Here is a 21,138-nt window from a genome sequence, read left to right on the forward strand (position 1 = left end):
AGAGATTTTTGGGTGTTTTTACTCACTATTATCCCCTGAATTTGCGTATGTGCCAGTTGGGGTGCGGAATGTGGGTTGTAAGCTGGTTTAGGCGATCGCATATCCCGTATGTTGCCGAACATGATACGGATGAAACCCTAAAACAATCTTGTCTTTAGGCACTCCTAATTCTACAAGTTCTGCGGTAATTCCCGTTTCTATACCATCTTGTTGAATCCAAATTTTCCCGTCCGTCCCTAATTTCCACATGAACGATACACCCGTGAATTCTTTGAGGCCCTTGCCAACCTTCATGTATCAGTAAAAAATTGTTTTGTTCGCGGTCAACAATAACGCTGTTTTTTACTTGCCCGTATGGGTAAGGAATCTGGGCATAACTATCTAAGATGTTCTCAATAAATTGGCGATATTCATCTAGTCTATCCATGTGACAATTATCTCCTTTGATGAATCAAAAACAATTAATTTTAGTCTTTTTTTCGCAACAAAAGTTGCCCCAGTGGCTCAGAGAAAATATCTAGATAAACTTCTTCCCGAACAGCCAGATATATATTCCGTTCTGGTTCCGAAAGCTCTAGGATATCTTCGTAGACAATATACTGTCCCAAAGCTTCTTCTAAGTCATGAACGGGTGAAATACTCAAAATACTTTTTACTTCTACAGCAATTTTGTGACCTTGCTTTTCGGCAGCAAGTATTTTTTCTGCACCCAAATCGACGTAGAGGGAACGATCGCCAATTTCTAGGGTTAGCGGATCGTTTGTTATCGTCCAGCCGTCTTTTTATAGAGCTGTTCTGACCGTATTGTGGTAGATGTCTTTTGCTGGCATATTCTATTCTAAGCTGAACCATCAAATGTCACCCTAATTATAGAATAACACAAGACTTTTGAACACTGATAACTCATCAATTCAAACTACTTACTGCCGCGTGTATCGGTGCTTCACCCCAATCGGAAAATACTCCGCATCGCCCGTCTCCGTTAATGTCACCACAGGTAACTGATATTCTGGCGGCACATAATTAGCAAATTCGCTGTTTAGCCGCAGCAATTGCGCGAGAATTGAAGATGCGATCGCCTCCTGCATCTTCTCATCGCCCTCCACCCCCGCTGCTAATTCCACAACCACCGATAAAAACCGATTTTGATCGGCATTTTCCTTGACTTGCAGTACAAATTTTCCCGTCACCCATTCCCGAATGGTGGGAACTTCTAAACCTACGGTGACATTTTCCGGGTAAATGTTAGCACCGAAGTAGGAAACGGTAAAGTGCGTTAGCGAAGCCCTCGAAGAGGATCGCCCGAATACATAGACAAAGGGCAAGCAGCGAATTCCTCTGGGGAAATCGGAAACTTTCATAGCTGCTGCTTGCTGCAAACGTGCCACAGGGTTAAATCCCCATTCTGCCAAAAAATTGAGCATTGCTTCGTAACAAATTAAACCGCCGTTATCCGAGATGTGATAGCGTATTAGCGGGATGCCGTTGTCGCCAGAAAATAACAGCGTGCCGTCATTATTCACTTCAAAAAATCGGCTTTTCGGATCGTACTGTACCAGCGTTGGCAACCGCGACTCCCCGAATAAATTGCGTGCTGCTTCGGGATTGTTTGCTAAAAAGCGACGGATGCAAATACTCAGCGGTGTCTCGTTGCCCAAAACGCCCGCATCGGCAGTACCGTAAAGGCTCGCAGAGTTGTAATATAGATTGTCAGAATTAGTGCGATCGCTCACCAAACTCCGCCATTCTTCGCTAAACACTTCCCCCGCAAACACCATCTTAATTCGATATTTTTGCCACTCCACACCCCCAGCAATTCCGCTATCAATCACATCCTTGATAAATGGCGGATATCCCAACAAAACTACTTGCTCAAAATGCTCCCCAAGTTCCTGCACAACTCGGAATATTTCAGTCTTATTATTCCCAGGCGTCACAACTGTAACTGGATAGCCTTTACTCGCTAGATAGCGGCAGCAATTTGCCGTGTACATTCCGCCTACCCAAGTTCCCAAGGCAAAGCAAATCACAGCTAAAGTTGAGCGATTGTCGGCGTAAAAACTGTCGTGAAATATTTGTTCAAAACGAGCAGCAATTTGCAACTCGTCGCTGATAAAACGCGGCCAAAATGTCGGGTTTCCTGTCGAACCAGATGAAACAGCAATGAAATCGCACGTTTCTAATTTGCCCTGGTAGCACAACTGAGGTAGCGGGTGATAGCGTAAATAATTCTCTTTGGTAATTAGCGGCAATTTTTGGAAGTCTTCAAAGGTTTGAATTGAGGCGGGATTGATGTTAAGTGCAGCTAGGAAAGTCTGGTAAGCTGGTACTGTGGCCGCGACTTTTTGAAAAAGCGCGATCGCCCCGGATTCGGCAACTCGATTCTGCTGGTGTTGCAATCGTTCCTCAAGCGGCGCCCTCAAAAACTCTTCAAACGCCCCCATTGCTCGCTGACGCTGTTCTGGCTGCATTATTTGCTCCTTAAAATGGGTATTTGGCACCTCGATGCTCAAGATTCAATTAGTAGCGCTAACGCCCGATCGCACATTGGGCTGGACACTAAAAATTGGAACACATTTTGAGGTCGATCGAAAATATGGCGCAGTAGATAAACTTCCATAGCACGAAACCGAGGTTTTCACAATAACCACAGGGGATAGCCAAGCTGCCGATCGACTAATAAACACCGACACACTATGTCAAGATTAATTAGCGCGATCGCCCAAAACTCCCAGTCTCAGTCAAGCGTGAAAATCCGACGCAGCAAGTTCCAATGAACAATCCCATCTACCCCGGCATAACTCTCAACAACCACTACCGCATCGTCCGCGAATTGGGACACGGAGGCTTCGGACGCACCTACCTCGCTGAAGATGCCCACCGATTTAACGAACCCTGCGTTTTAAAAGAATTTGCGCCCCAAGTACATGGAAGTTACGCTTTACAAAAATCCGAGGAACTGTTCGAGCGGGAAGCAGGAGTCCTCTATAAGCTGCAACACAATCAAATCCCCCGCTTTCGCGAACTCTTCCGCGTCAGTATCAGCGATCGAGGCTACCTATTTCTCGTCCAAGACTACGTACCCGGTCAAACCTACCGCTTTCTGCTCGACGCCCGCAAGCGTCAGGGTTTGCGGTTCATAGAGGCAGAAATCAATCAACTGCTGCTCCAGATTTTGCCAGTCCTCGAATACATTCACTCTTTGGGAGTGCTTCACCGCGACATCTCCCCGGACAACCTCATTCTGCGGAGTTCTGACGGAATGCCGGTTCTGATCGACTTCGGCGGAGTAAAACAAGTCGCCGCCACCGTAGAGTCTCTGTTCGCTGAGGCTAACGGCACTCCCGCCCCCGCGACTCGCATCGGCAAGCTCGGCTATGCTCCCATCGAACAGATGCAGATGGGCATCGTCTATCCCCACAGCGATTTGTACGCTCTGGCGGCTACGGTTTTGGTGTTGCTGACTGGGAAGGAACCGCATCAGTTGCTCGACAGCCAAACGCTGAATTGGAACTGGCGGGCGGAATGTTCTCTGTCTCCGAATTTGTCCCTAGTGCTGGATAAAATGCTTGCTCAACAGCCGAGCCAGCGTTACTCCTCGGCTCGCGAGGTAATGCTCGCTCTCTCGGGCAATCCGCCTTTACAGCCACCTTTGCCACCAGCCCCGGATTTTGGGATCACGCAGCCACCGGATTTCTCGCCTATACCCGTGCCCGCTCCCACGCCAAAACTGCCGGGAACTCCGGTGCGAATTGCTGCTATTGGCAATCAGCAAAAAATGCCTGCTTGGAAAATGGTTTTGTTTGTGGTGGCTGTGCTATCAACTATGGGGGGAGTTGGCTGGTTTGCGGGCAATTCTTTGTTAAATCTGCAATCAAAAGTACAGAAAGTTCCCCAGCCTCCAAACCCGAAGCAGCAGCAAGAAGATGCTTTGCAAGATCGCTTTGTAAAGCTCAAAATTGACGATCGATTCTATAGCGGTTACGTCAACCTTGTGGACGAGACTTTCTATGCCAAATACCCGGAATTGGGCGGACGGCTGTTAAAAGAAGGCGATGATGATCGCCAATGGCGCGAAAGGTGGCAGAAAATCGGCGACGAGTTGCTCGACAAGCTGGAAAATCTCAGCAGCGACGCTAGAGCGCGGTTGGGCACTTACGACACTACTGATCTCGATCGCTGGAAAACAGAAGTTAACAAGCTGAATTTGAGCAGTCGGGCTTTGTACGATTTGGCTGATGCTAAGTTCTTTTATTGGTTTCCACAACAGCCGCGCGATCGCAATATCATTGGTTTGCCAATCGGACAAATTTGGCAAGCAATTACCGCTGACGCCCTCGAATCTTTGCAAGCTGGAGCAACTGTCGAAAGCGTTGAATTTGACCGCAGATCGAACAGCAAAAGCCTCACAGGCAATCTCAAACCCGGAGAAGGGAAAGCTTATATTGCCCGGTTCGCTCAAAATCAAACTTTGCGGGTGAATTTGCAAGCTCCGCCCAAATCTACTCTGCTGTCAATTTATTCTCCCGGGCGGACAAACAAAGCCCGGGCTTTGCTGCAAGATGCAGAGGGGCTTAGTTGGTCGGGATTGCTCGATGATTCTGGTTATTATGAATTCGTGGTAGTTTCTCAGGCATCCGAGCCGATCGCTTACGAGTTGAATCTGACGGCGGAATAACTGCTATTGACGCTCTCGATCCACTCAGGCAATAATAAGGTAATACCAATCAGATAAGTTGTCGGGTTCAAACAAAGAATATGCTGAGATTCGCGATCGTAGCTTTAGTGACTTTGGGATTAGTATTAGTGACTGCACTAGGCTTACATCCGGCCAATGCGACAGTCAGCACTCCCCAATTTTATGCTTGGAACTTTGCCTCTGTAGGCAGTAGCGAGCTGGTTTGTAAAAAGACCGTGGTACTTCCGCAAGACCAGATAATTCCGTCATCATCAATGCAGGCTGTCAGTATCACTTCTGCAATTGTAGATTCCAAGTTTTGCGCCAATTCCACTAAGCCTGTGAATTAAGGCCGTGGATAATTATGATTTCCGGTTAGAGAACCATAATTAAGTTGTCCATTAGTCGATTTGAGATTTTAGATTCAGTTCACCGATGAATATGGTAGATTGAACCTTAATCTAAAATTCTTATCTCTCCACGACTGTTGTCTGAAAGCAAGTATCCTTTTTTGGATGAATCAGGACGTAGCGTCCTGATTCATCCATTGAGAGAAAACTCTACTTGCCAGTACAAACACTGACTATAGCCTTTCTCAAAAAGGTGAGGTATGGATATTGACCTGGAACCCTGGATCGTACAGGGTTTTAGCGTACCTCATCTATCTGAGAAAGGCTATAATTATGAACAATTAATCGGACATCATATAAGTGATTGCCTGAGTAATTTCCGCCATCGGCGCACTGAAACTGTTAGCTGAAAAATTTTTTATGAGAAATATCGGTTATTTTGTAATAAAAGTTTATCAAACAAGTCTCGCGCCGCAGTTTTCTGCTCTTGAAAGATATCGAAATGTTCCCAATTTTGGCAGTTCTTTTATTGTGACTTAAGAACCGACGGCAAATATTCAGCCATTTGGCTAATCATTTATGGGCTAATTAGCTGAATTATTAATTTGCTAGTTTGAGTATGCTAGAGTTAGTCAGGTTCAGATATATAGTGCCATCTATTATCTAAGTATCATGCTCAAAATTTTGGTGATTGAAGACGACGAATTAATCCGGGAAACTCTTCTGCAACTCCTGGAATCTCACAGCTACCGGGTCATTGCTGCTGAAAACGGTCGAGCTGGGGTGCAGATGGCACTTTCGGAGATACCTGATTTAATTTTGTGCGATGTGCAGATGCCGGAACTCGACGGTTATGACGTGTTGCGGACTCTGCGGCAAAACTCGCTAGCTGCAACAATTCCATTTATTTTCCTCACGGCTCAAAGTGAGAAAACCGATTTTCGTCGGGGGATGGAATTGGGGGCAGACGATTACCTGACAAAGCCGTTTACCAAAGCTGAATTGCTGGGAGCCATTGCTTCTCGCGTCTTGAAACGGCAAACTATTACTCAACCGCTGACAGTCGCGCTTCACCAAGCAGAAGCCAGACTCAAAGATTTAGTTAACGACTCCACCAAGGTTACGACTCTCTCTCCTGAAAAGTTTGCTCTCGAAGCTTTGTTGCGCCACGCTTTGGCACAAGGTGAGTTTCAGGTATACTATCAGCCACAAGTGAATATTGCTACCGGCCAAGTTATCGGCGCTGAAGCTTTAGTGCGCTGGCAGAATCCCGATCGAGGTATAATTTCTCCCGCCGAATTTATTCCCTTAGCAGAAGAAACAGGTTTAATTATTCAGATTGGCGAGTGGGTACTGCTTTCAGCTTGCGCTCAAGCCGCTAGTTGGCTGGCGGCGGGGTTTTCGCCCTTTACAATATCAGTAAACTTGTCGGCCCGGCAGTTGTCTGACCCGGAACTCAAGGCGCGAATCGTCCAAATATTGGAAACTACAGGCTTGGAGCCTGCTAATTTAGAATTAGAAATGACCGAAAGCGCTTTGGTGGAAAATGCGACAGTAGCAGGCGCTACTTTAAACCAACTAAAAGCTCTAGGAATTCGGATTGCTATTGATGACTTCGGCACCGGTTACGCTACTTTAGGATATCTCAAGCAATTTGCTTTTGACAGTTTAAAGATCGATCGAATTTTCGTCCGTAATGCCAACGAAGATACTCAAAATGCTGCTATTACTACAGCAGTAATTTTACTGGGTCACAGTTTGAATATGACCGTAATTGCTGAGGGAGTGGAAACAGAAGCAGAACTAGATTTTTTAAAACAACATCAGTGCGATATCATGCAGGGGTATCTGTTCAGTCGCCCCGAACCAGCAGCGATAATTGAAAGTATGTTGGTTGCCGACCCGAGTTTGTTCGCGCCGCCCTCAGCCGCAGGGCCTGCTCGCGTTGTCCCTGTGTCCGAACCAGAAAAATCTAAAAACCTTTCAATGTCGGGTCTAGGATAGGAATAGTGTAAGTGTCACCAAGATTTCTGTTCTATAGGATTAAATTCTTTCTTTTACCTTCTATTTTCTGCATAAAAGTTGACGCTTCCTCATAAAAAGTTGTAGCTTTTGATGATATGCGAATCACAGAAGGATATTGTTCCCCATATTGCTCTACTGCTTCCCCTTTTAGGCGCTAGGCGCCCCTAATTGGACTATTTGAGAAAGTGTGGCGTCTTGAAATTGCGAGCCTTTATCAAGTTGCAGGAGGTACACTCATTTAAGTTCCTACTTTGGGACTGGCAGTTTCAAGAACTGTCCAACTGGAATTGGTGCAAGCCTGTCATGGAAAGAATATTAGTGGTTGACGACGAAGCAGACTGTCAAACAGTCTTAGCAATGTACCTGGAAAGTCAAGGATATCGGGTGGAATGCGCTAATTCAGGGGTTGAGGCGCTCTCGATTTTTGAAAATGCCCCCCCAGATTTAGTAATTTCAGATGTCATGATGCCGGAAATGGACGGGTTTGAGTTTTGTCGCCGTTTGCGAACTACCCGTTTGGGACAGTTAGTCCCCTTTATTTTTTTGTCGGGTCAAGGCGAGTTGGAGTCAAAAGTTGAAGGTCATTCGATCGGAGCTGACGATTATCTGGTAAAACCTTTTCAGTCTGAAGAAATCTTAGCTAAGGTAAAGGCGCAGCTAGAGCGCTCTCACCGCATTCACGCCGAGATTGTCCGACTGCTTCAAACTTCTAGCGGTAGGGCGGTGGAACCACAAGTTGTGGCAGTATTGCCAGCACCTGCACCTTTGCCTTTAACACCAGCCGAGGAAAGAGTTTTTTGGGAAGTGATCCAGGGTTATACTAACAAACAAATTAGCGATCGGCTGTTTATTAGCCCCCGGACTGTGCAAGCTCATTTAGGTAGCATTTTCAGTAAATTACAACTAGAAAATCGGGCCCAGCTTGTGAGATTTGCCCTAGAAAACGGATACAAACCACCGCACACTTAGCTCAGCTCTGATATCATGTCCGGCAAATTACTTACGATTTGTCCCAAGAGAACGGAACCAAATGAAGTGAAGCAATCCCAGGAGCTTAAGATTGCTTATCTCTGCTGTCGTAAACTTTGCTATGACTGGCATTTAGGCGGACATGATATAAAGCTAGGGCGCGCCAGCCAGTCAAAAACTCCCGTAGCTGCCAAATTAATCGCGGCTGACGCACTCAGCAGGCTGATTATTCCACATTCAAAACACAATAAGGAAAAGTAGTTATCACGCAAACTCCAGGCCCCAAATTCGTACCCCGAAAGTTGGCACGTTCCAAATCACCCTGCCGCACGTTATTAGCCGCATCGATATTTGTACCGCTCAATAGAGCATTAGGAAGCCTAGTATTTGACAAAATAGCATTCTGCAAATTACTATCGCGCACATCCGCCGAAGACATATTCGCTCCGCTTAAATTCGCACGATTCAAATTAACTCTAAACAGCAGCGCTCGCCTCAAATCGGCATTCGACAAATTAGCTTGCAACAGATAAGCTTCGCCCAGATTCGCATTAAAAAGTTTAGCACCGCGCAAATCAGCACTCGTCAGATTCGCTCGCCCCAAAAAAGCATTAGACAAATCCGCATTTCGCAGATTAGCACCATTCAATTCAGCACCGTACATCTCGGCATTAACTAAGTTAGCATTTGCCAAATTAGCATCACTTAAATCCGCTTCTAACAAATTAGCTTCATAGAGATTTGCTCCGCTTAAATCCGCTCCTCTTAAATTAGCTCTGTACAAGCTAGCCTTGAACAAATCAGCATTTCTCAAGTCACAGCCCTCGCACTCTTTAGTTTCCAGCAATTGCCTAACATGATCTGGATTTTGAGCTTTAACGGGAGCTGCCAGCCCAAACAAAGCTAAACTTGCCGTTACAGTTGCCAAGAGTTTAAGTTTCACAAACAAACCTCACTGCTACTTCAAACAAATTATACTAGCAAACTATAGACTTTAAACCGATATCCTTCTCTCTTTTCTCTTGTTATGCGTTATCTGCGCCCTCTGCGGTAAATCTTCAAAAAAATGATTCGCAGCCAAAGATATAGACCTGCTTCCAGCAAGGCGGGCTTTACCCGCCCTACTTAACTTAATTAAGCTTCATCTAAAGCAGCAACACCAGGCAATTCTTTACCTTCGAGCAGTTCCAAACTAGCACCGCCACCAGTAGAAATGTGGCTCATTTGTTCGCCTAAATTCAACTGTTCAACAGCCGCCACCGAGTCACCACCACCGATAATTGTGGTAGTACCAGTTTTAGTAAGTCCAGCCAAAGAATGAGCAATACCTTCAGTTCCAGCAGCAAACTTCTCCATCTCAAACACGCCCATCGGCCCGTTCCAGATTACAGTTTTGCAATCTGCCAAAGCATCTTGGAAAGTTTTTACTGAATCAGGGCCGATATCCAAACCCATCCAACCTTCCGGGATGCTTTCTACAGGAACAGTTTGAGTATTCGCATCAGCAGCAAACTTGTCAGCAACTACCACATCAGTAGGTAACAAAAAAGTAACTCCCCGTTCCTTCGCCTTAGCTTCCAAAGACTTAGCCAGTTCCAGCTTGTCCTCTTCCACCAAAGACTTGCCCACGTTCAAGCCGCGAGCTTTGTAGAACGTGAAAACCATGCCACCGCCCAACAGCAGTTTGTCGCACTTTTCCAACAGTTTTTCAATGACTCCAATTTTGCTGGAAACCTTAGAACCGCCGATTATAGCAGCTAAAGGACGCTGAGGATTGTCGATCGCACTGCCGAGATATTGCAGTTCCTTCTCCATCAAAAATCCAGCCACAGAAGGACTCAGATACTTAGTAACACCCTCAGTAGAAGCGTGAGCCCGGTGAGCCGTACCAAAAGCATCATTGACATACAAATCGGCCACAGAAGCTAACTTCTTAGCAAATTCGGGGTCGTTTGCCTCCTCCTCTGGGTAGAAGCGGACATTTTCCAGCAACAGCACATCGCCATCTTGCATCGCGGCGACTGTAGCAGCGACTTCATCACCGATGCAGTCGTCAGTCTTTTTGACCTCTTTGCCCAACAATTCCGACAGGCGTTTCGCAACCGGCGTCAAGCGCAACTTCTCCGTCACACCCTTGGGACGCCCGAAGTGGCTGCACAAAATCACCTTAGCGCCCTTGGACGCTAAATCTTGAATTGTCGGCAGAGCCGCCCGGATGCGAGTATCATCGGTGATATTGCCGTTGTCGAGCGGCACGTTAAAGTCCGCCCGCACCAATACCCGTTTGCCCGATAAGTCCGATGCCGATAAATTTGCTACAGTTTTTTTTGTCACAGGATTAACCTCCTAATATTTGTGTTTTTGTCTAATTCCGTTGAAATGGCGGCACTCGTCACTTGCACTTGGGGCCTCGGACGCATTTAACCGCGCCCGTACAAAAAACGGAAGATGAAACAAACGGCACTGATTGGCTCAACGTAAACATTTTATCGGAGTCCGTGTCCGGGAAATGCGCACTATGTTCAAGACTGTCTTATTTCCTGTAGATCAAAGCCGAGAAGCCCGCGAAGCGGCGGAAAAGGTTGTCAATATTGTGAAAACCTACGGCTCTCGTTTAGTTATTCTTTCGGTAGTCGAGCCCCCAGCCGAGGAGGCCGACGCCCCCGCACGAGAGGTGATGACTTCCCCCGAAGCAGTCGCCAAACTTCTTTCTGAGGCCCAATCGATGTTTTCCCAGCAGGGAATTGAAGCTGAAATCATCGAACGGGAAGGCAAACCTGCTTTCACGATTTGTGATGTGGCTGACGAAATTGGGGCTGATTTGATTGTGATGGGCTGTCGGGGGATGGGTTTAACCGATGATGGGGCGTCTGACAGCGTTACCAATCGGGTGATCAATCTGTCTCCTTGTGCAGTTTTGATTGTGCCTTAGTCAGTTGACAGTTGACTGTTGACTGTTGATGGTTGGCAGTTGACTGTTGTAATTCAAGAACTAACAACTAACAACTAACCAATAACAACAGTTAACAGTCAACTAACCAATAACAACTAACCAATAACAATAGTCAACAGTTAACAGTTAACAGTTAACAGTCAACAGTCAACAGTCAACAGTCAACAGTCAACTAACTAATGAAAATTCACTGGTATCCCGGTCACATTGCCAAAGCTGAACGGGCATTAAAAGAACAGCTAAAGCGGGTAGATGTGGTGCTCGAAGTCCGAGATGCCCGCATTCCATTGGCTACTTATCACCCCCAAATGCCGAGCTGGGTGGGCGGCAAGCCGCGAGTATTGGTCATCAACCGCATGGATATGATTACGCCTCGATCGCGCGAGGCGTGGGAAACATGGTTTGAGGCCCAGGGGGAAACTGCGTATTTTACTAATGCCGAGCACGGTCATGGAGTAGACGCTGTGGCGGATGCGGTGCAGAATGCTGGGGTGCAGCTAAATCAAAGAAGGTTCGATCGAGGTATGCTGCCCCGTCCAGTCCGCGCAGTGGTAATGGGATTTCCCAATGTGGGAAAATCTGCTTTAATTAATCGGCTGTTAGGGCGGAGAGTGGTAGATAGTGCTCGCAGAGCTGGAGTAACTCGATCGCTCCGATGGATTCGCATTTCGGACGAAATTGAATTATTAGACGCCCCCGGAGTGATCCCAACCCGAATTAACAATCAAGAAAATGCCATAAAATTAGCTATTTGCGAAGATATTGGTGAAGCAGCTTACGACAATCAGGTAGTAGCAGCAGCGATGGTAGATTTGCTCCAAGGGCTGGAGGCGGCTGATGACACGTTGATATCACTATCGGGTTTCAAATCCCGCTATAAATTAGATGCAGCCTCTAATAATGGTGAAGATTATTTGCACGAGGTAGCAAAAGATAGGTATAAAGGAGATGTCGAACGAACGGCGCGGCAGATGTTAAACGATTTTAGAACTGGTGTTTTGGGTCAACTTACTTTGGAGTTGCCGCCGGCTTGATCAGATTCGTACCCTACAACTAATCAGAAATGGTATTCAATAGAGAGTTGCTGAGGCCCAGAATGTGAACTTCGTCTCCTATGTGTAATATTTTTTCTGCTGCGTGAGGTGCGACTCGCGTGTTAACTATCAGCCGACTAAAGTGATTTAAATGCCCTTTGTTTACCAGGTCAGGCATGATTTCCTTCTGCTTGGCTGTTAGTATATTTTTAAAACTTGGATCGCTTGCTTTCGTCCCATAATTTCGCGTAGATAGGATACATGGCTGACCGGGATTAATAGCTTCAAATGTTACTGTTCCTATTTTAAACCTCACAATTTCATCGGCTTGTGGGATAAGTTGGTCTTCCCAAAAAGCCGGGACATCTCCTATTTCAATATTAGCTCGCAAGCGATGGCGCATCTCGTTAACGCAAACTCTCGGAAACCAAGATGCAACTTCGGCAATTGTTTCGGTACTGATAATGCTTGGCCCTGGTGCAGCGGTATTGTCGGGAAAACCTGTCAGCAAGTTTTCAATTAACTTGACGGGGAAACCGAAGTAGTTGCTCAACCAAGATTCTATTGCCAAGCGTTCTCTATCTACATGAAAAAAAAATTCTTGTTCGGTGTCTTGTATTTTCAGGCCGGCAATTCTCTTTTTTATGTCAAAGGATAAGCGTAGAAAACTGACTCCACTGTTGCGCTTAGTGTTAACAAATTCTCCTGCTGCATCGCAGATTGCAAAAGAGCGATCGCCTTCTAGAGCTCCGCTGGCTAGAATAGTGGCTTGACTGACTGCTATGCCGTCAAGGGACTTGACCGGATAAATATGAATGCTGGCGACGTAGGACATTTCGAGCCATTGATAAATAATTGTCGTTTTAGATACATTCTAGCATCCCCTGCCGGCAGAAGGATGACCGCAGTTGACTTTACTAAATAAAATATGAATGAAATAAAAATGAGTCACTTTTTTGAAGTTTACATTGTGCCGGAGCACCTTGTACATAAAAATCAAAGAAGTCTGACTGAGCTTGTGGTAGATATTATGGTATAAAATAGAAAAAATTGAACCGAGTTATAAGCAATGAATGAAAGCGGAAAAAAAGGCCTGATTTCGCGACGCAATATAATGTTGAAGGCTGGTGCAGGGATGCTTGCGGCAAGCTTGGCACCTGCGTTTTTACAAGCCGAAGCAGCAAAGGCAGAGGCAATCTCTGACATTACTCCTAGCAGTGCTCTTAAGAAATTGATGGAGGGAAATCAACGCTACATTGAGCAAAAACGGACATTTCCCGACCAAGCTCGATCGCGAATTGTAGAAGTAGCACAGGGTCAACATCCGTTTGCAACCATATTGGCTTGTTCTGATTCGCGCGTTGCTCCGGAAATTATTTTCGACCAAGGATTAGGGGATTTATTTGATATCCGAATAGCGGGAAATTTTCTCGACGATGTGGTTCTCGGAAATATAGAATATGCCACCTTAGAACTAGGGGTACCGCTATTAGTAATTCTGGGTCACGAACGCTGCGGTGCTGTCAAAGCAGCTTTAGATGGTAAAGCTCTTCCAGGACACCTGAGCACTTTGGTGGCGGCGATTAAACCGGCAGTTGATACCACAAAAAATCTAAGTGGCGATGCCTGGGATAACGCAGTCACAGCTAATGTGAAAATCAATGTAAATAAGTTACAATCTTCGTCGCCTATTTTAGCTGAAGCAGTCAAGGCGGGTAAGCTTAAAGTTGTTGGGGGCCGCTACGATTTGGATAGCGGCAAAGTAGAGATAATTGCTTGATTTTGCTGGTAATTTTCAGAATTTTTAGGGTAGTGCCTTTCTTTGGCTACCCCTTGGGGAGCGAGGGGAAACCATCGGGGATTGCCCCTACAAATTTTATGTGGTAACGAGAAAGTAGATATGCAAGTTTAGATTAAACCCATTTCTTGCAGTCCTCGGCGCAGGCGTTCTGCCTCAAAAGGGCGGCGCTGTTCGTGAAGGGCGATCGCTCTTTTGAATTCTGCTAAACTCTCGGGCATTTTGCCAATTTTTAGCAAGGCTACTGCCAAATTTTGATGAGCTTCGGCGTGTTCGGGATCGATTTTTATCGCTTGTCGGTAATAGGCGATCGCATCTGCTAAATTTCCGGCTGCCTTCAGCGTCAGTCCCAAATTGTAGTGACCTACTGCAAAATTGGGGTCAATTTTTAAAGCTGCTTTGTAAGCTTTTTCAGCAGATTTTAAATCTCCTTCATCTTTGAGCAAATTGCCCAAATTATTGTAAGCACCCAACTTGAGCGCCGGGATCACATTGGTATTAATTGCCGCTTGATAGTGTTCTTTTGCTTTGGCAAACTGCTGCTGCTGGCGATAAGCAATTCCCAAATGATAGTTGAGTTCGTAAACAATAGAATCATCAATAGCCGCCGCAGTCAAGCCTTTGGTTAATAAATTAATTCCCCGCCCGATTTGCCCGCTTTCTACATACAGCGCACCTAATTTGCTACAAGCATAAGCATCGTTTGGATAATAAGCGATATAGCGTTCCATTGCTGCTTGAGCTTTTTGGAATTTACCTTTTGCGGCGATCGCATCTTTTTGATAACCAGAGTGCCAAATCGCCACATCGGGGAGAGAAGCTATTTTCCATGTTTGTTCCCTATGCAGAATCTCAGCCACGCTGTCGTCTACCATTGCGTGGTAAGGCCGAGAAAAGCGGATGTCGGGGCGATTGCGAAACAAGCGCGACACTAGGGAATAGGGAGATTGAGAGGCACCGATTTCTTGGCGGATGAGATTGATTAGCAGCAGCCGATCGCTCCCAATTGCCTGCTTAATTTGAGGTAGAATCTCCGGTACCAAAACCTCATCGGCATCCAACACCAAAATCCAGTCGCCCTGGGCGTGCTTCAGACACTCATTGCGCGCCGCTGCGAAGTCGTCGCACCATTCAAAGTCATAAACCCTGGCCCCGGATTCTCGGGCAATTTCACGGGTGCGATCGCCCGATCCCGTATCCACCACCACTATTTCGTCCACAACACCCTTAACGCTGTCCAAAGTCCGCGACAGTGTTGCCTCTTCATTCTTCACAATCATGCACAGAGTCAGATCCATCGGGCGCAAACTTTCCTAATTTCACAGAAATATTGTAATTTTTTTAACCACCAAAACACAAAAAGTCCCAGAAAAGATTCTCCTATTTCCCTTTTGCCTTGAGCATAAGTACCTTTCTTCCCTAAAAAAAGTGGGTTGGTTAACTCTTTTGAGATATTACAAAGCCTCAAACTCCGATGATTCATGAGAAATCCTACCACTTTCAGTTCATCCTTGCGGTAGAGGTAAGAGCGGGATAGGGGTTGTTATTCTTAGAACATAAGACAAGGCACAAGAAAAGTTTAAAAATTCAGGAGAAAGAGAAATGGGAATTATTGCTTGGATCGTTTTAGGACTGATTGCCGGTGCGATCGCCAAAGCCATTTATCCGGGAAGTCAAGGCGGTGGCTTTCTGGCAACAACAGGTTTAGGAATTTTGGGCGCGCTAGTGGGAGGTTATCTAGGTCAAGTCTTACTGGGGACGAGCGGGGGAGCATCCTTCGGAGCATTGACTCTACCCAGCATAGCTTTTGCAGTTGTAGGTGCGATCGTTCTACTTTTCATCTGGGGATTGTTAACTCAGCGTGCAGCATAATAAATATTGCCAATTCCCAGTCGATCGACTTTTAGGGTATTCATAAACCCGGTTTCTTCAAGAAACCGGGTTTTTCAGTTGTTGGTAGGATGTGTCAGCCTACTTTTACCAAATCCGCGTTAAAAACCCCGATCAGACTCAGCGCTTGCAACGGTTCAAGAGCAAAACTTTCGTCCGCACAGAGAGGGACTGAAGAATAAAGGGGTAAAAATCCCGGACTTGGTATTAATTAATCAATCCGCAAATTGAAAGGCAAGCGAACATAAACCCCCTGTGGGTCGTTCATCGACTTGATCACAGCCAATTCATCTTGCATTTTCTTAAATTCTGCCGTTAGCGGGTCGAGTTTGGCGGCTGGTTTCAAAACGTGAACGCCTGAAATTCTTTCCAAAATTCGCTCCTCCAAACTGCGGCGTTTTGGATATTCTTCCAACTTCCAATCGTCCCCGAGTTTAGCTTGCTTCGCCGCCTCTCTGACAGCATCTTCCAGCCCGCCAATTTCATCGACTAAACCCAACTGTTTCGCGGCCGTACCAGACCACACCCTGCCTTGAGCAATTTCTTGTACCTTGTTTTTCGGCAGTTTGCGGGAGTCGGCGACTTTAGTAATAAATCGATCGTAAATGCGATCGACTACCCTCTGAATATTCGCCAATTCTTGAGGATTTTTCGGACGGGAAACCGTGTTAGTATCCGCAAAGCGGGCGGTTTTCACCACGTCCCAAGTTATGCCGTTGTTAGCAGCCAACTTTTCGGCGTTGAAAAGCATTCCAAAAACGCCGATCGAACCGGTAATCGTATTGGGTTCGGCAAAAATGCGGCTGGAACCCATCGAAATCCAATAGCCGCCGGATGCTGCTAAATTGCCCATCGAAACGATAACTGGTTTCTTTTTGCCCGTCAGCATAACTTCGCGCCCAATGACTTCGGCCGCCGTCGCGCTACCTCCAGGACTGTTGACGCGCAAAACCACTGCTTTTACGTCGTCATCTTCTCGGATTTTCCGCATTTCTGTAGCGATGCGATCGCCTCCTACTTGAGTCGGGCCCCCTTCGCCGTCTACAATCTCTCCCTCGGCGTAAAGTATAGCAATTTGGTTTTTCTTGTTAGCGCGAGTTGAGTTTTTATCCTGAGCAACTCTGGCGTAGTTTTTCAAACTAATTTGCTTGAAAGATTTGTTTTCGCCATCGGTTCCTGTGAGTTTTTTAAGTTCTGTCGATATTTCGTCAAAGTAAACAACTTTATCAACTAATTTGCTTTTGAGAGCTTCGTCAGCCATCAAAGTTCCGCCATTATCTGCAAGTGCTTGCAGTTGCGGAACAGTCACTTTGCGGCTCGGGGCGATAGTTTTCAGGTATTCTCCCCACATATCTCCGAGCAACTTTTGAGTTTGCTGGCGATTTTCGGGACTCATTTTTTTGAGCAAAAACGGCTCAACGGCTGACTTGTATTTGCCGACGCGAGTCACTTGCACTCCGACGCCGTATTTCTCCAAAGCACCAGTGAAAAACATTGCCTGACTGCTAAAACCGTTGATTTCCAAAGCGCCGTAAGGATTGACGGCAATTGTATTAGCAACGGAACCGAGGTAATAATCTCGCTCGTTCCAGTCCATCTGGTAAGCAAAAATGGGTTTTTTGGCATCTCGGAAACGCTGCAATGCCGATCGAACTTCTTTGAGATTGGCAAACCCGCTGCTGCTCGAATCCGAGCTACCTTCGAGATAGATGCCAACTATTTTCGGGTCTTTTTTAGCAGATTCGATCGCGTCCAAAACAGTCCGCAGCGTCACTGCATCGCCGGAATCTTCCGAAAGCACTTCTTCAATCGCCGCGCTAGTGCTACGGATCGGTTTGCTGTCGGTGATATTTAAAGAAAGGTCTAATACCAATACAGACTTATCTTTAACTTGCGGGCCTGAATCTTTAGACGACGATGCCGCCATAGCAATTAGCAGTACCAGTCCTCCCAATCCGATGCTGCCCAGCAGCAACAGTCCTAGGAAGGTTCCCAGTAAACTTGCACAGGTATATTTTAGGAAATCTTTCATTTAGATAATTAGTTGAGTTGACAGTTGACAGTTGACAGTTGACAGTTGACAGTTGACAGTTGACAGCTTGTCAGCCAGCGAATTGTCCGAAGAGCTTAGCCGAAGCAAGTCGAAGGGTTGACAGTTGTCAGTTGTCATAAGAGCTTTTGCCTAAATCTTTGATTAATAGGTCAACCGCAGATGCTAGGCAGATAAACACAGATAAACGCATATAATTTCAAGACAATAAATTGTCTGAACTTTATTGACTAATGGCAACAGTCAACTGTCAACTGTCAACTGACTGCTGACTCACTTTTATCTTAACCTTTCCAAAACCCCAGAATGTTTTAACTCATCCAAGTTAGCGCAGCCCGTACAGAACATCACGGTGGCGATTTCTGCAATTAAAGCCTCAGCTAGGAGGGCTGCGGCTGATTCTGATTCCGCTGCAGCTTGCAGAAACGGCCGCGCCAGTCCCGCAATATCCGCGCCAAGAGCAATAGCCTTCGCTGCATCCAACCCATTCTGCAATCCTCCAGAGGCAATCAGGGGAACATCCGGCGCTACGGCGCGGGTGCTGACAATGCACTCGGCTGTTGGTATTCCCCAGTCGGCAAAGGTTGCGCCTAACCTGCGCTGCTTGCTATCTTTAGCTCGCTCTCCTTCTATTTTCGCCCAAGAAGTGCCTCCGGCCCCGGCAATATCGATCGCACTTACTCCAGCGGCGAGCAATTTCTGTGCCATCTTTCCTGAAATACCGTTGCCGACTTCTTTAGCAATAACTGGTACTGGTAATTTAGCGCACAATTTTGCAATTTTATCTAGCAGTCCTTTAAAGTTAGTATCGCCTTCGGTTTGAACGCACTCTTGCAGCGGATTGAGGTGCAAAATTAGGGCATCGGCTTCCAGAATATCAACAATTTTTTGGCATTCTTCCAAACCGTAATTGTAGTTTAATTGAACGGCTCCGATATTGGCAAACAGCAGAATATCTGGAGCGCGACGACGGACGGCAAATGTAGGAGCTAGTTGAGGATTTTCTACGATAATTCGCTGGGAACCGACTCCCATTGCTAGTTTGTATTCTTGAGCGACATCGGCGAGGCGATAATTGATTGTCTGGGCTAATTCTGTGCCACCGGTCATCGAGGAAATGAGCAGGGGAACGGCTATTTTTTTGCCTAGAAATGTGGAGGTTAAATCAATTTCAGTGCGATCGAGTTCTGGCAAACAGCAGTGCTCAAAACGGTAGCGTTCTAGGCCGCTGGTAGTTTCGCGAAATTGTACGTCTTCTTCGAGGCAAATCCGCAGGTGGTCTGCTTTGCGAGTTTCGGTTTGCGAGGGGGAGGTTAGCGGCAAGTTCACAGTGGCTATTTGGGGAAAGAGTTTTGAGTTGGGAATATAGAAATTTTATTTCATTTTTGAGATTTTTTTTATGAACCGCAGAGAGCGCAGAGGGCGCAGAGGAGAAGAAAAGAGAGATATTCGCAAATCCTGTAAGGGTTGCTGTATTATCCAGGAACAGTCAGTGGCATTCCGTTATCTGAAGGTTTTAATTTTAGTAAAAAAGGAACTGCTTTTTGCACCCATGCTTTGACTGACGGGTAACTTGTGGCATCTTCTCCGAAACAAATTTCTAACATATCTGTATGAATTATCCCCGGATTCAAAGGAACTGCTGCCATACCTGCGGGCAATTCTTGGGCGAGCGATCGGGTAAGTCCTTCTATTGCCCACTTGGAAGCGCAATAGGGCGCGACTTCCGGCGAAGTTGACCTTCCCCAACCTGAACTCAAGTTGACAATTATGCCGCTTTTTCGAGCAATCATTGCCGGGACAAAGTGGCGAATTACATTAGCCGTACCTTTAATGTTAACATCAATTACCTGGGAAAATTCTTCGTTGCTGACCTTCCAAAGAGGCGCGAGATAATTAGTTAGACCTGCATTGTTAATGAGCAAATCTGGCGGAGCATTTTTCGCCAGAATTTCTGTTGCCCAAGCTTTTACTCGATCGTCGTTGGTGACATCCAAACAAGTAAAATGGTGGGGCGCACTATATTTTTGTCGGAGTTTTTCCACCGCTTCGGAAGAACGGGCGCATCCCACAACTGTATGTCCCAATTCAATAAACTTTTCGGTCATGGCAAGACCAAGACCGCGACTGACTCCGGTAATTACAATTAATTTTGTCATAGATTTGGTGAATTTTGACCTTAAGTAATACAATACATATTGACTGGTGAATTGACAATCGATCGCAGGAGAAAGCATGAAAGTAAAAGCAGCAGTTGCTCGCAGTGCTGGCAAACCTTTGAGTATTGAAACGGTGGATCTGGATGGGCCGCGGGCTGGAGAGGTGCTGGTGGAAATTAAAGCCACGGGTGTTTGTCACACTGACGCTTACACTCTTTCCGGTGCCGATCCTGAAGGCTTGTTTCCTGCTATCTTAGGCCACGAGGGAGCCGGGATTGTCGCAGAAGTTGGGCCGGGAGTCACGAGTGTCAAAGTGGGCGATCGAGTAATTCCTCTCTACATTCCCGAATGCCGCAACTGCGAATATTGTTTGAGCCGCAAAACAAATCTCTGTCAAGCAATTCGCCTGACTCAAGGCCAGGGAGTGATGCCCGACGGCACGAGCAGGTTTTCCATAGACGGGCAGAAACTTTACCATTACATGGGAACTTCTACCTTCGCTAATTATACAGTATTGCCGGAAATTGCGGTAGCAAAAATTCGCGAAGATGCTCCTTTTGATAAAGTTTGTTTAATCGGCTGCGGCGTCACAACTGGCATCGGCGCTGTCATAAATACTGCGAAAGTAGAGCCGGGTTCTAATGTGGTAGTTTTCGGTTTGGGCGGCGTGGGTTTGAATGTAATTCAAGCGGCTCGCATGGTGGGAGCTAACATGATTGTCGGCGTAGACTTGAATCCCGATAAGCGAGAGATGGCGGAAAAATTCGGCATGACTCACTTTGTCAATCCCCGCGAAGTGGAAGGCGATTTAGTGCCTTATTTGGTAGATTTAACCAAAGGCGGAGCTGATTACAGTTTTGAATGTATCGGCAACATTAATGTGATGCGCCAAGCTTTGGAATGCTGCCACAAAGGTTGGGGCGTAAGCGTAATTGTCGGGGTAGCGGGAGCCGGTCAAGAAATTAGCACCCGCCCGTTTCAGCTAGTAACTGGTAGGGTTTGGAAAGGCACGGCTTTTGGCGGCGCGAAAGGCAGAACTGATGTCCCTAAGATTGTTGATTGGTACATGGACGGTAAAATTGATATTGACAGTCTGGTAACTCAGGTAATGCCGATCGACAAAATTAATGAAGCCTTTGATTTGATGCACAAAGGTCAATCAATTCGCACAGTGTTGACATTTTGAGTTTTTGAAGGAAGATGTTCGGCAAAGGATTTTGTAACGGATGTAA

General features: G+C 46.2%; 21 protein-coding genes. 9 read left to right on the forward strand and 12 right to left on the reverse strand.

Annotated features, from left to right (window positions below; all coding sequences use genetic code 11):
* Positions 1–87: 87 nt before the first annotated feature.
* The 4 genes from QUA40_RS29070 to QUA40_RS18635 all read right to left on the reverse strand — a co-directional run bounded on the left by QUA40_RS29070 (position 88) and on the right by QUA40_RS18635 (position 2,471).
* Positions 88–216 (reverse strand): element excision factor XisI family protein, encoded by a 129-nt coding sequence (locus tag QUA40_RS29070; RefSeq protein WP_445301167.1) that lies wholly within the window; start codon positions 214–216, stop codon positions 88–90.
* Positions 155–427: an element excision factor XisI family protein gene (locus tag QUA40_RS18625; RefSeq protein ID WP_445301165.1), complete on the reverse strand. Its 273-nt coding sequence runs from the start codon at positions 425–427 to the stop codon at positions 155–157. Before QUA40_RS18625 ends, QUA40_RS29070 begins: the two co-directional genes overlap by 62 nt.
* A 40-nt stretch (positions 428–467) precedes the next feature.
* Positions 468–767 carry an element excision factor XisH family protein gene (locus QUA40_RS18630; RefSeq protein ID WP_333128511.1) on the reverse strand — a complete coding sequence of 100 codons (300 nt, stop codon included), beginning with the start codon at positions 765–767 and terminating at the stop codon, positions 468–470.
* A 153-nt stretch (positions 768–920) separates the two neighbouring features.
* The gene (locus tag QUA40_RS18635) at positions 921–2,471 is read right to left on the reverse strand and encodes a phenylacetate--CoA ligase family protein (RefSeq protein WP_333128450.1); all 1,551 of its coding nucleotides are present in this window, start codon (positions 2,469–2,471) and stop codon (positions 921–923) included.
* 302 nt (positions 2,472–2,773) lie between these two features.
* Between QUA40_RS18635 and QUA40_RS18640 the strand changes: the two genes are divergently transcribed.
* The 4 genes from QUA40_RS18640 to QUA40_RS18655 all read left to right on the forward strand — a co-directional run bounded on the left by QUA40_RS18640 (position 2,774) and on the right by QUA40_RS18655 (position 8,022).
* The gene (locus tag QUA40_RS18640; protein WP_333128452.1) at positions 2,774–4,678 is read left to right on the forward strand and encodes a serine/threonine-protein kinase; all 1,905 of its coding nucleotides are present in this window, start codon (positions 2,774–2,776) and stop codon (positions 4,676–4,678) included.
* Positions 4,679–4,758: 80 nt separating this feature from the next.
* Positions 4,759–5,028: a hypothetical protein gene (locus QUA40_RS18645; protein ID WP_333128454.1), complete on the forward strand. Its 270-nt coding sequence runs from the start codon at positions 4,759–4,761 to the stop codon at positions 5,026–5,028.
* Between the two features lie 672 nt (positions 5,029–5,700).
* Entirely contained in the window at positions 5,701–7,032 is a 1,332-nt protein-coding gene (locus tag QUA40_RS18650; protein WP_333128457.1) for an EAL domain-containing response regulator, read from the forward strand.
* Positions 7,033–7,248: 216 nt separating this feature from the next.
* Positions 7,249–8,022: a response regulator transcription factor gene (locus tag QUA40_RS18655; protein WP_445301166.1), complete on the forward strand. Its 774-nt coding sequence runs from the start codon at positions 7,249–7,251 to the stop codon at positions 8,020–8,022.
* 226 nt (positions 8,023–8,248) lie between these two features.
* Here the strand turns inward: QUA40_RS18655 and QUA40_RS18660 are convergent, their stop codons facing one another.
* Positions 8,249–8,965, reverse strand: coding sequence for a pentapeptide repeat-containing protein (locus QUA40_RS18660; RefSeq protein ID WP_333128460.1), 717 nt, complete (start codon positions 8,963–8,965; stop codon positions 8,249–8,251).
* A 191-nt stretch (positions 8,966–9,156) separates the two neighbouring features.
* On the reverse strand, positions 9,157–10,356 hold the full coding sequence (locus tag QUA40_RS18665) for a phosphoglycerate kinase (protein WP_333128463.1): 1,200 nt from the start codon (positions 10,354–10,356) through the stop codon (positions 9,157–9,159).
* Positions 10,357–10,540: 184 nt separating this feature from the next.
* Between QUA40_RS18665 and QUA40_RS18670 the strand changes: the two genes are divergently transcribed.
* Both QUA40_RS18670 and ylqF read left to right on the forward strand, forming a co-directional pair.
* Positions 10,541–10,954: a universal stress protein gene (locus QUA40_RS18670; RefSeq protein WP_333128466.1), complete on the forward strand. Its 414-nt coding sequence runs from the start codon at positions 10,541–10,543 to the stop codon at positions 10,952–10,954.
* A gap of 200 nt (positions 10,955–11,154) precedes the next feature.
* The gene (gene ylqF / locus QUA40_RS18675) at positions 11,155–12,009 is read left to right on the forward strand and encodes a ribosome biogenesis GTPase YlqF (RefSeq protein ID WP_333128468.1); all 855 of its coding nucleotides are present in this window, start codon (positions 11,155–11,157) and stop codon (positions 12,007–12,009) included.
* 19 nt (positions 12,010–12,028) lie between these two features.
* On the opposite strand, the gene QUA40_RS18680 is transcribed toward ylqF, so the two are convergent.
* On the reverse strand, positions 12,029–12,844 hold the full coding sequence (locus QUA40_RS18680; RefSeq protein ID WP_333128469.1) for an MOSC N-terminal beta barrel domain-containing protein: 816 nt from the start codon (positions 12,842–12,844) through the stop codon (positions 12,029–12,031).
* Between the two features lie 234 nt (positions 12,845–13,078).
* Between QUA40_RS18680 and QUA40_RS18685 the strand changes: the two genes are divergently transcribed.
* Positions 13,079–13,789 carry a carbonic anhydrase gene (locus QUA40_RS18685; RefSeq protein WP_333128472.1) on the forward strand — a complete coding sequence of 237 codons (711 nt, stop codon included), beginning with the start codon at positions 13,079–13,081 and terminating at the stop codon, positions 13,787–13,789.
* Between the two features lie 128 nt (positions 13,790–13,917).
* Here QUA40_RS18685 and QUA40_RS18690 read toward each other — a convergent pair whose 3' ends face one another.
* The gene (locus QUA40_RS18690) at positions 13,918–15,105 is read right to left on the reverse strand and encodes a tetratricopeptide repeat protein (RefSeq protein ID WP_333128476.1); all 1,188 of its coding nucleotides are present in this window, start codon (positions 15,103–15,105) and stop codon (positions 13,918–13,920) included.
* A 304-nt stretch (positions 15,106–15,409) separates the two neighbouring features.
* Between QUA40_RS18690 and QUA40_RS18695 the strand changes: the two genes are divergently transcribed.
* Positions 15,410–15,679 (forward strand): GlsB/YeaQ/YmgE family stress response membrane protein, encoded by a 270-nt coding sequence (locus QUA40_RS18695; protein ID WP_333128479.1) that lies wholly within the window; start codon positions 15,410–15,412, stop codon positions 15,677–15,679.
* 229 nt (positions 15,680–15,908) lie between these two features.
* Here QUA40_RS18695 and sppA read toward each other — a convergent pair whose 3' ends face one another.
* The 4 genes from sppA to QUA40_RS18715 form a co-directional block, all read right to left on the reverse strand.
* Positions 15,909–17,729, reverse strand: coding sequence for a signal peptide peptidase SppA (sppA, locus tag QUA40_RS18700; protein ID WP_333128482.1), 1,821 nt, complete (start codon positions 17,727–17,729; stop codon positions 15,909–15,911).
* Positions 17,730–17,867 carry a hypothetical protein gene (locus QUA40_RS18705; protein ID WP_333128484.1) on the reverse strand — a complete coding sequence of 46 codons (138 nt, stop codon included), beginning with the start codon at positions 17,865–17,867 and terminating at the stop codon, positions 17,730–17,732. It lies immediately after the preceding gene.
* Between the two features lie 159 nt (positions 17,868–18,026).
* Positions 18,027–19,076 carry a type 2 isopentenyl-diphosphate Delta-isomerase gene (gene fni / locus QUA40_RS18710; RefSeq protein WP_333128486.1) on the reverse strand — a complete coding sequence of 350 codons (1,050 nt, stop codon included), beginning with the start codon at positions 19,074–19,076 and terminating at the stop codon, positions 18,027–18,029.
* Positions 19,077–19,222: 146 nt separating this feature from the next.
* Entirely contained in the window at positions 19,223–19,906 is a 684-nt protein-coding gene (locus QUA40_RS18715) for an SDR family oxidoreductase (RefSeq protein WP_333128489.1), read from the reverse strand.
* Positions 19,907–19,982: 76 nt separating this feature from the next.
* Here QUA40_RS18715 and QUA40_RS18720 point away from each other — a divergent pair, with 76 nt between their 5' ends.
* A complete protein-coding gene (locus QUA40_RS18720) occupies positions 19,983–21,092 on the forward strand; it encodes an S-(hydroxymethyl)glutathione dehydrogenase/class III alcohol dehydrogenase (RefSeq protein ID WP_333128491.1) in 1,110 nt (369 codons plus the stop codon).
* The last annotated feature ends 46 nt before the right edge of the window (positions 21,093–21,138 follow it).

Source organism: Microcoleus sp. Pol11C3 (assembly GCF_036701485.1).
Taxonomy (GTDB): Bacteria; Cyanobacteriota; Cyanobacteriia; order Cyanobacteriales; family Microcoleaceae; genus Microcoleus.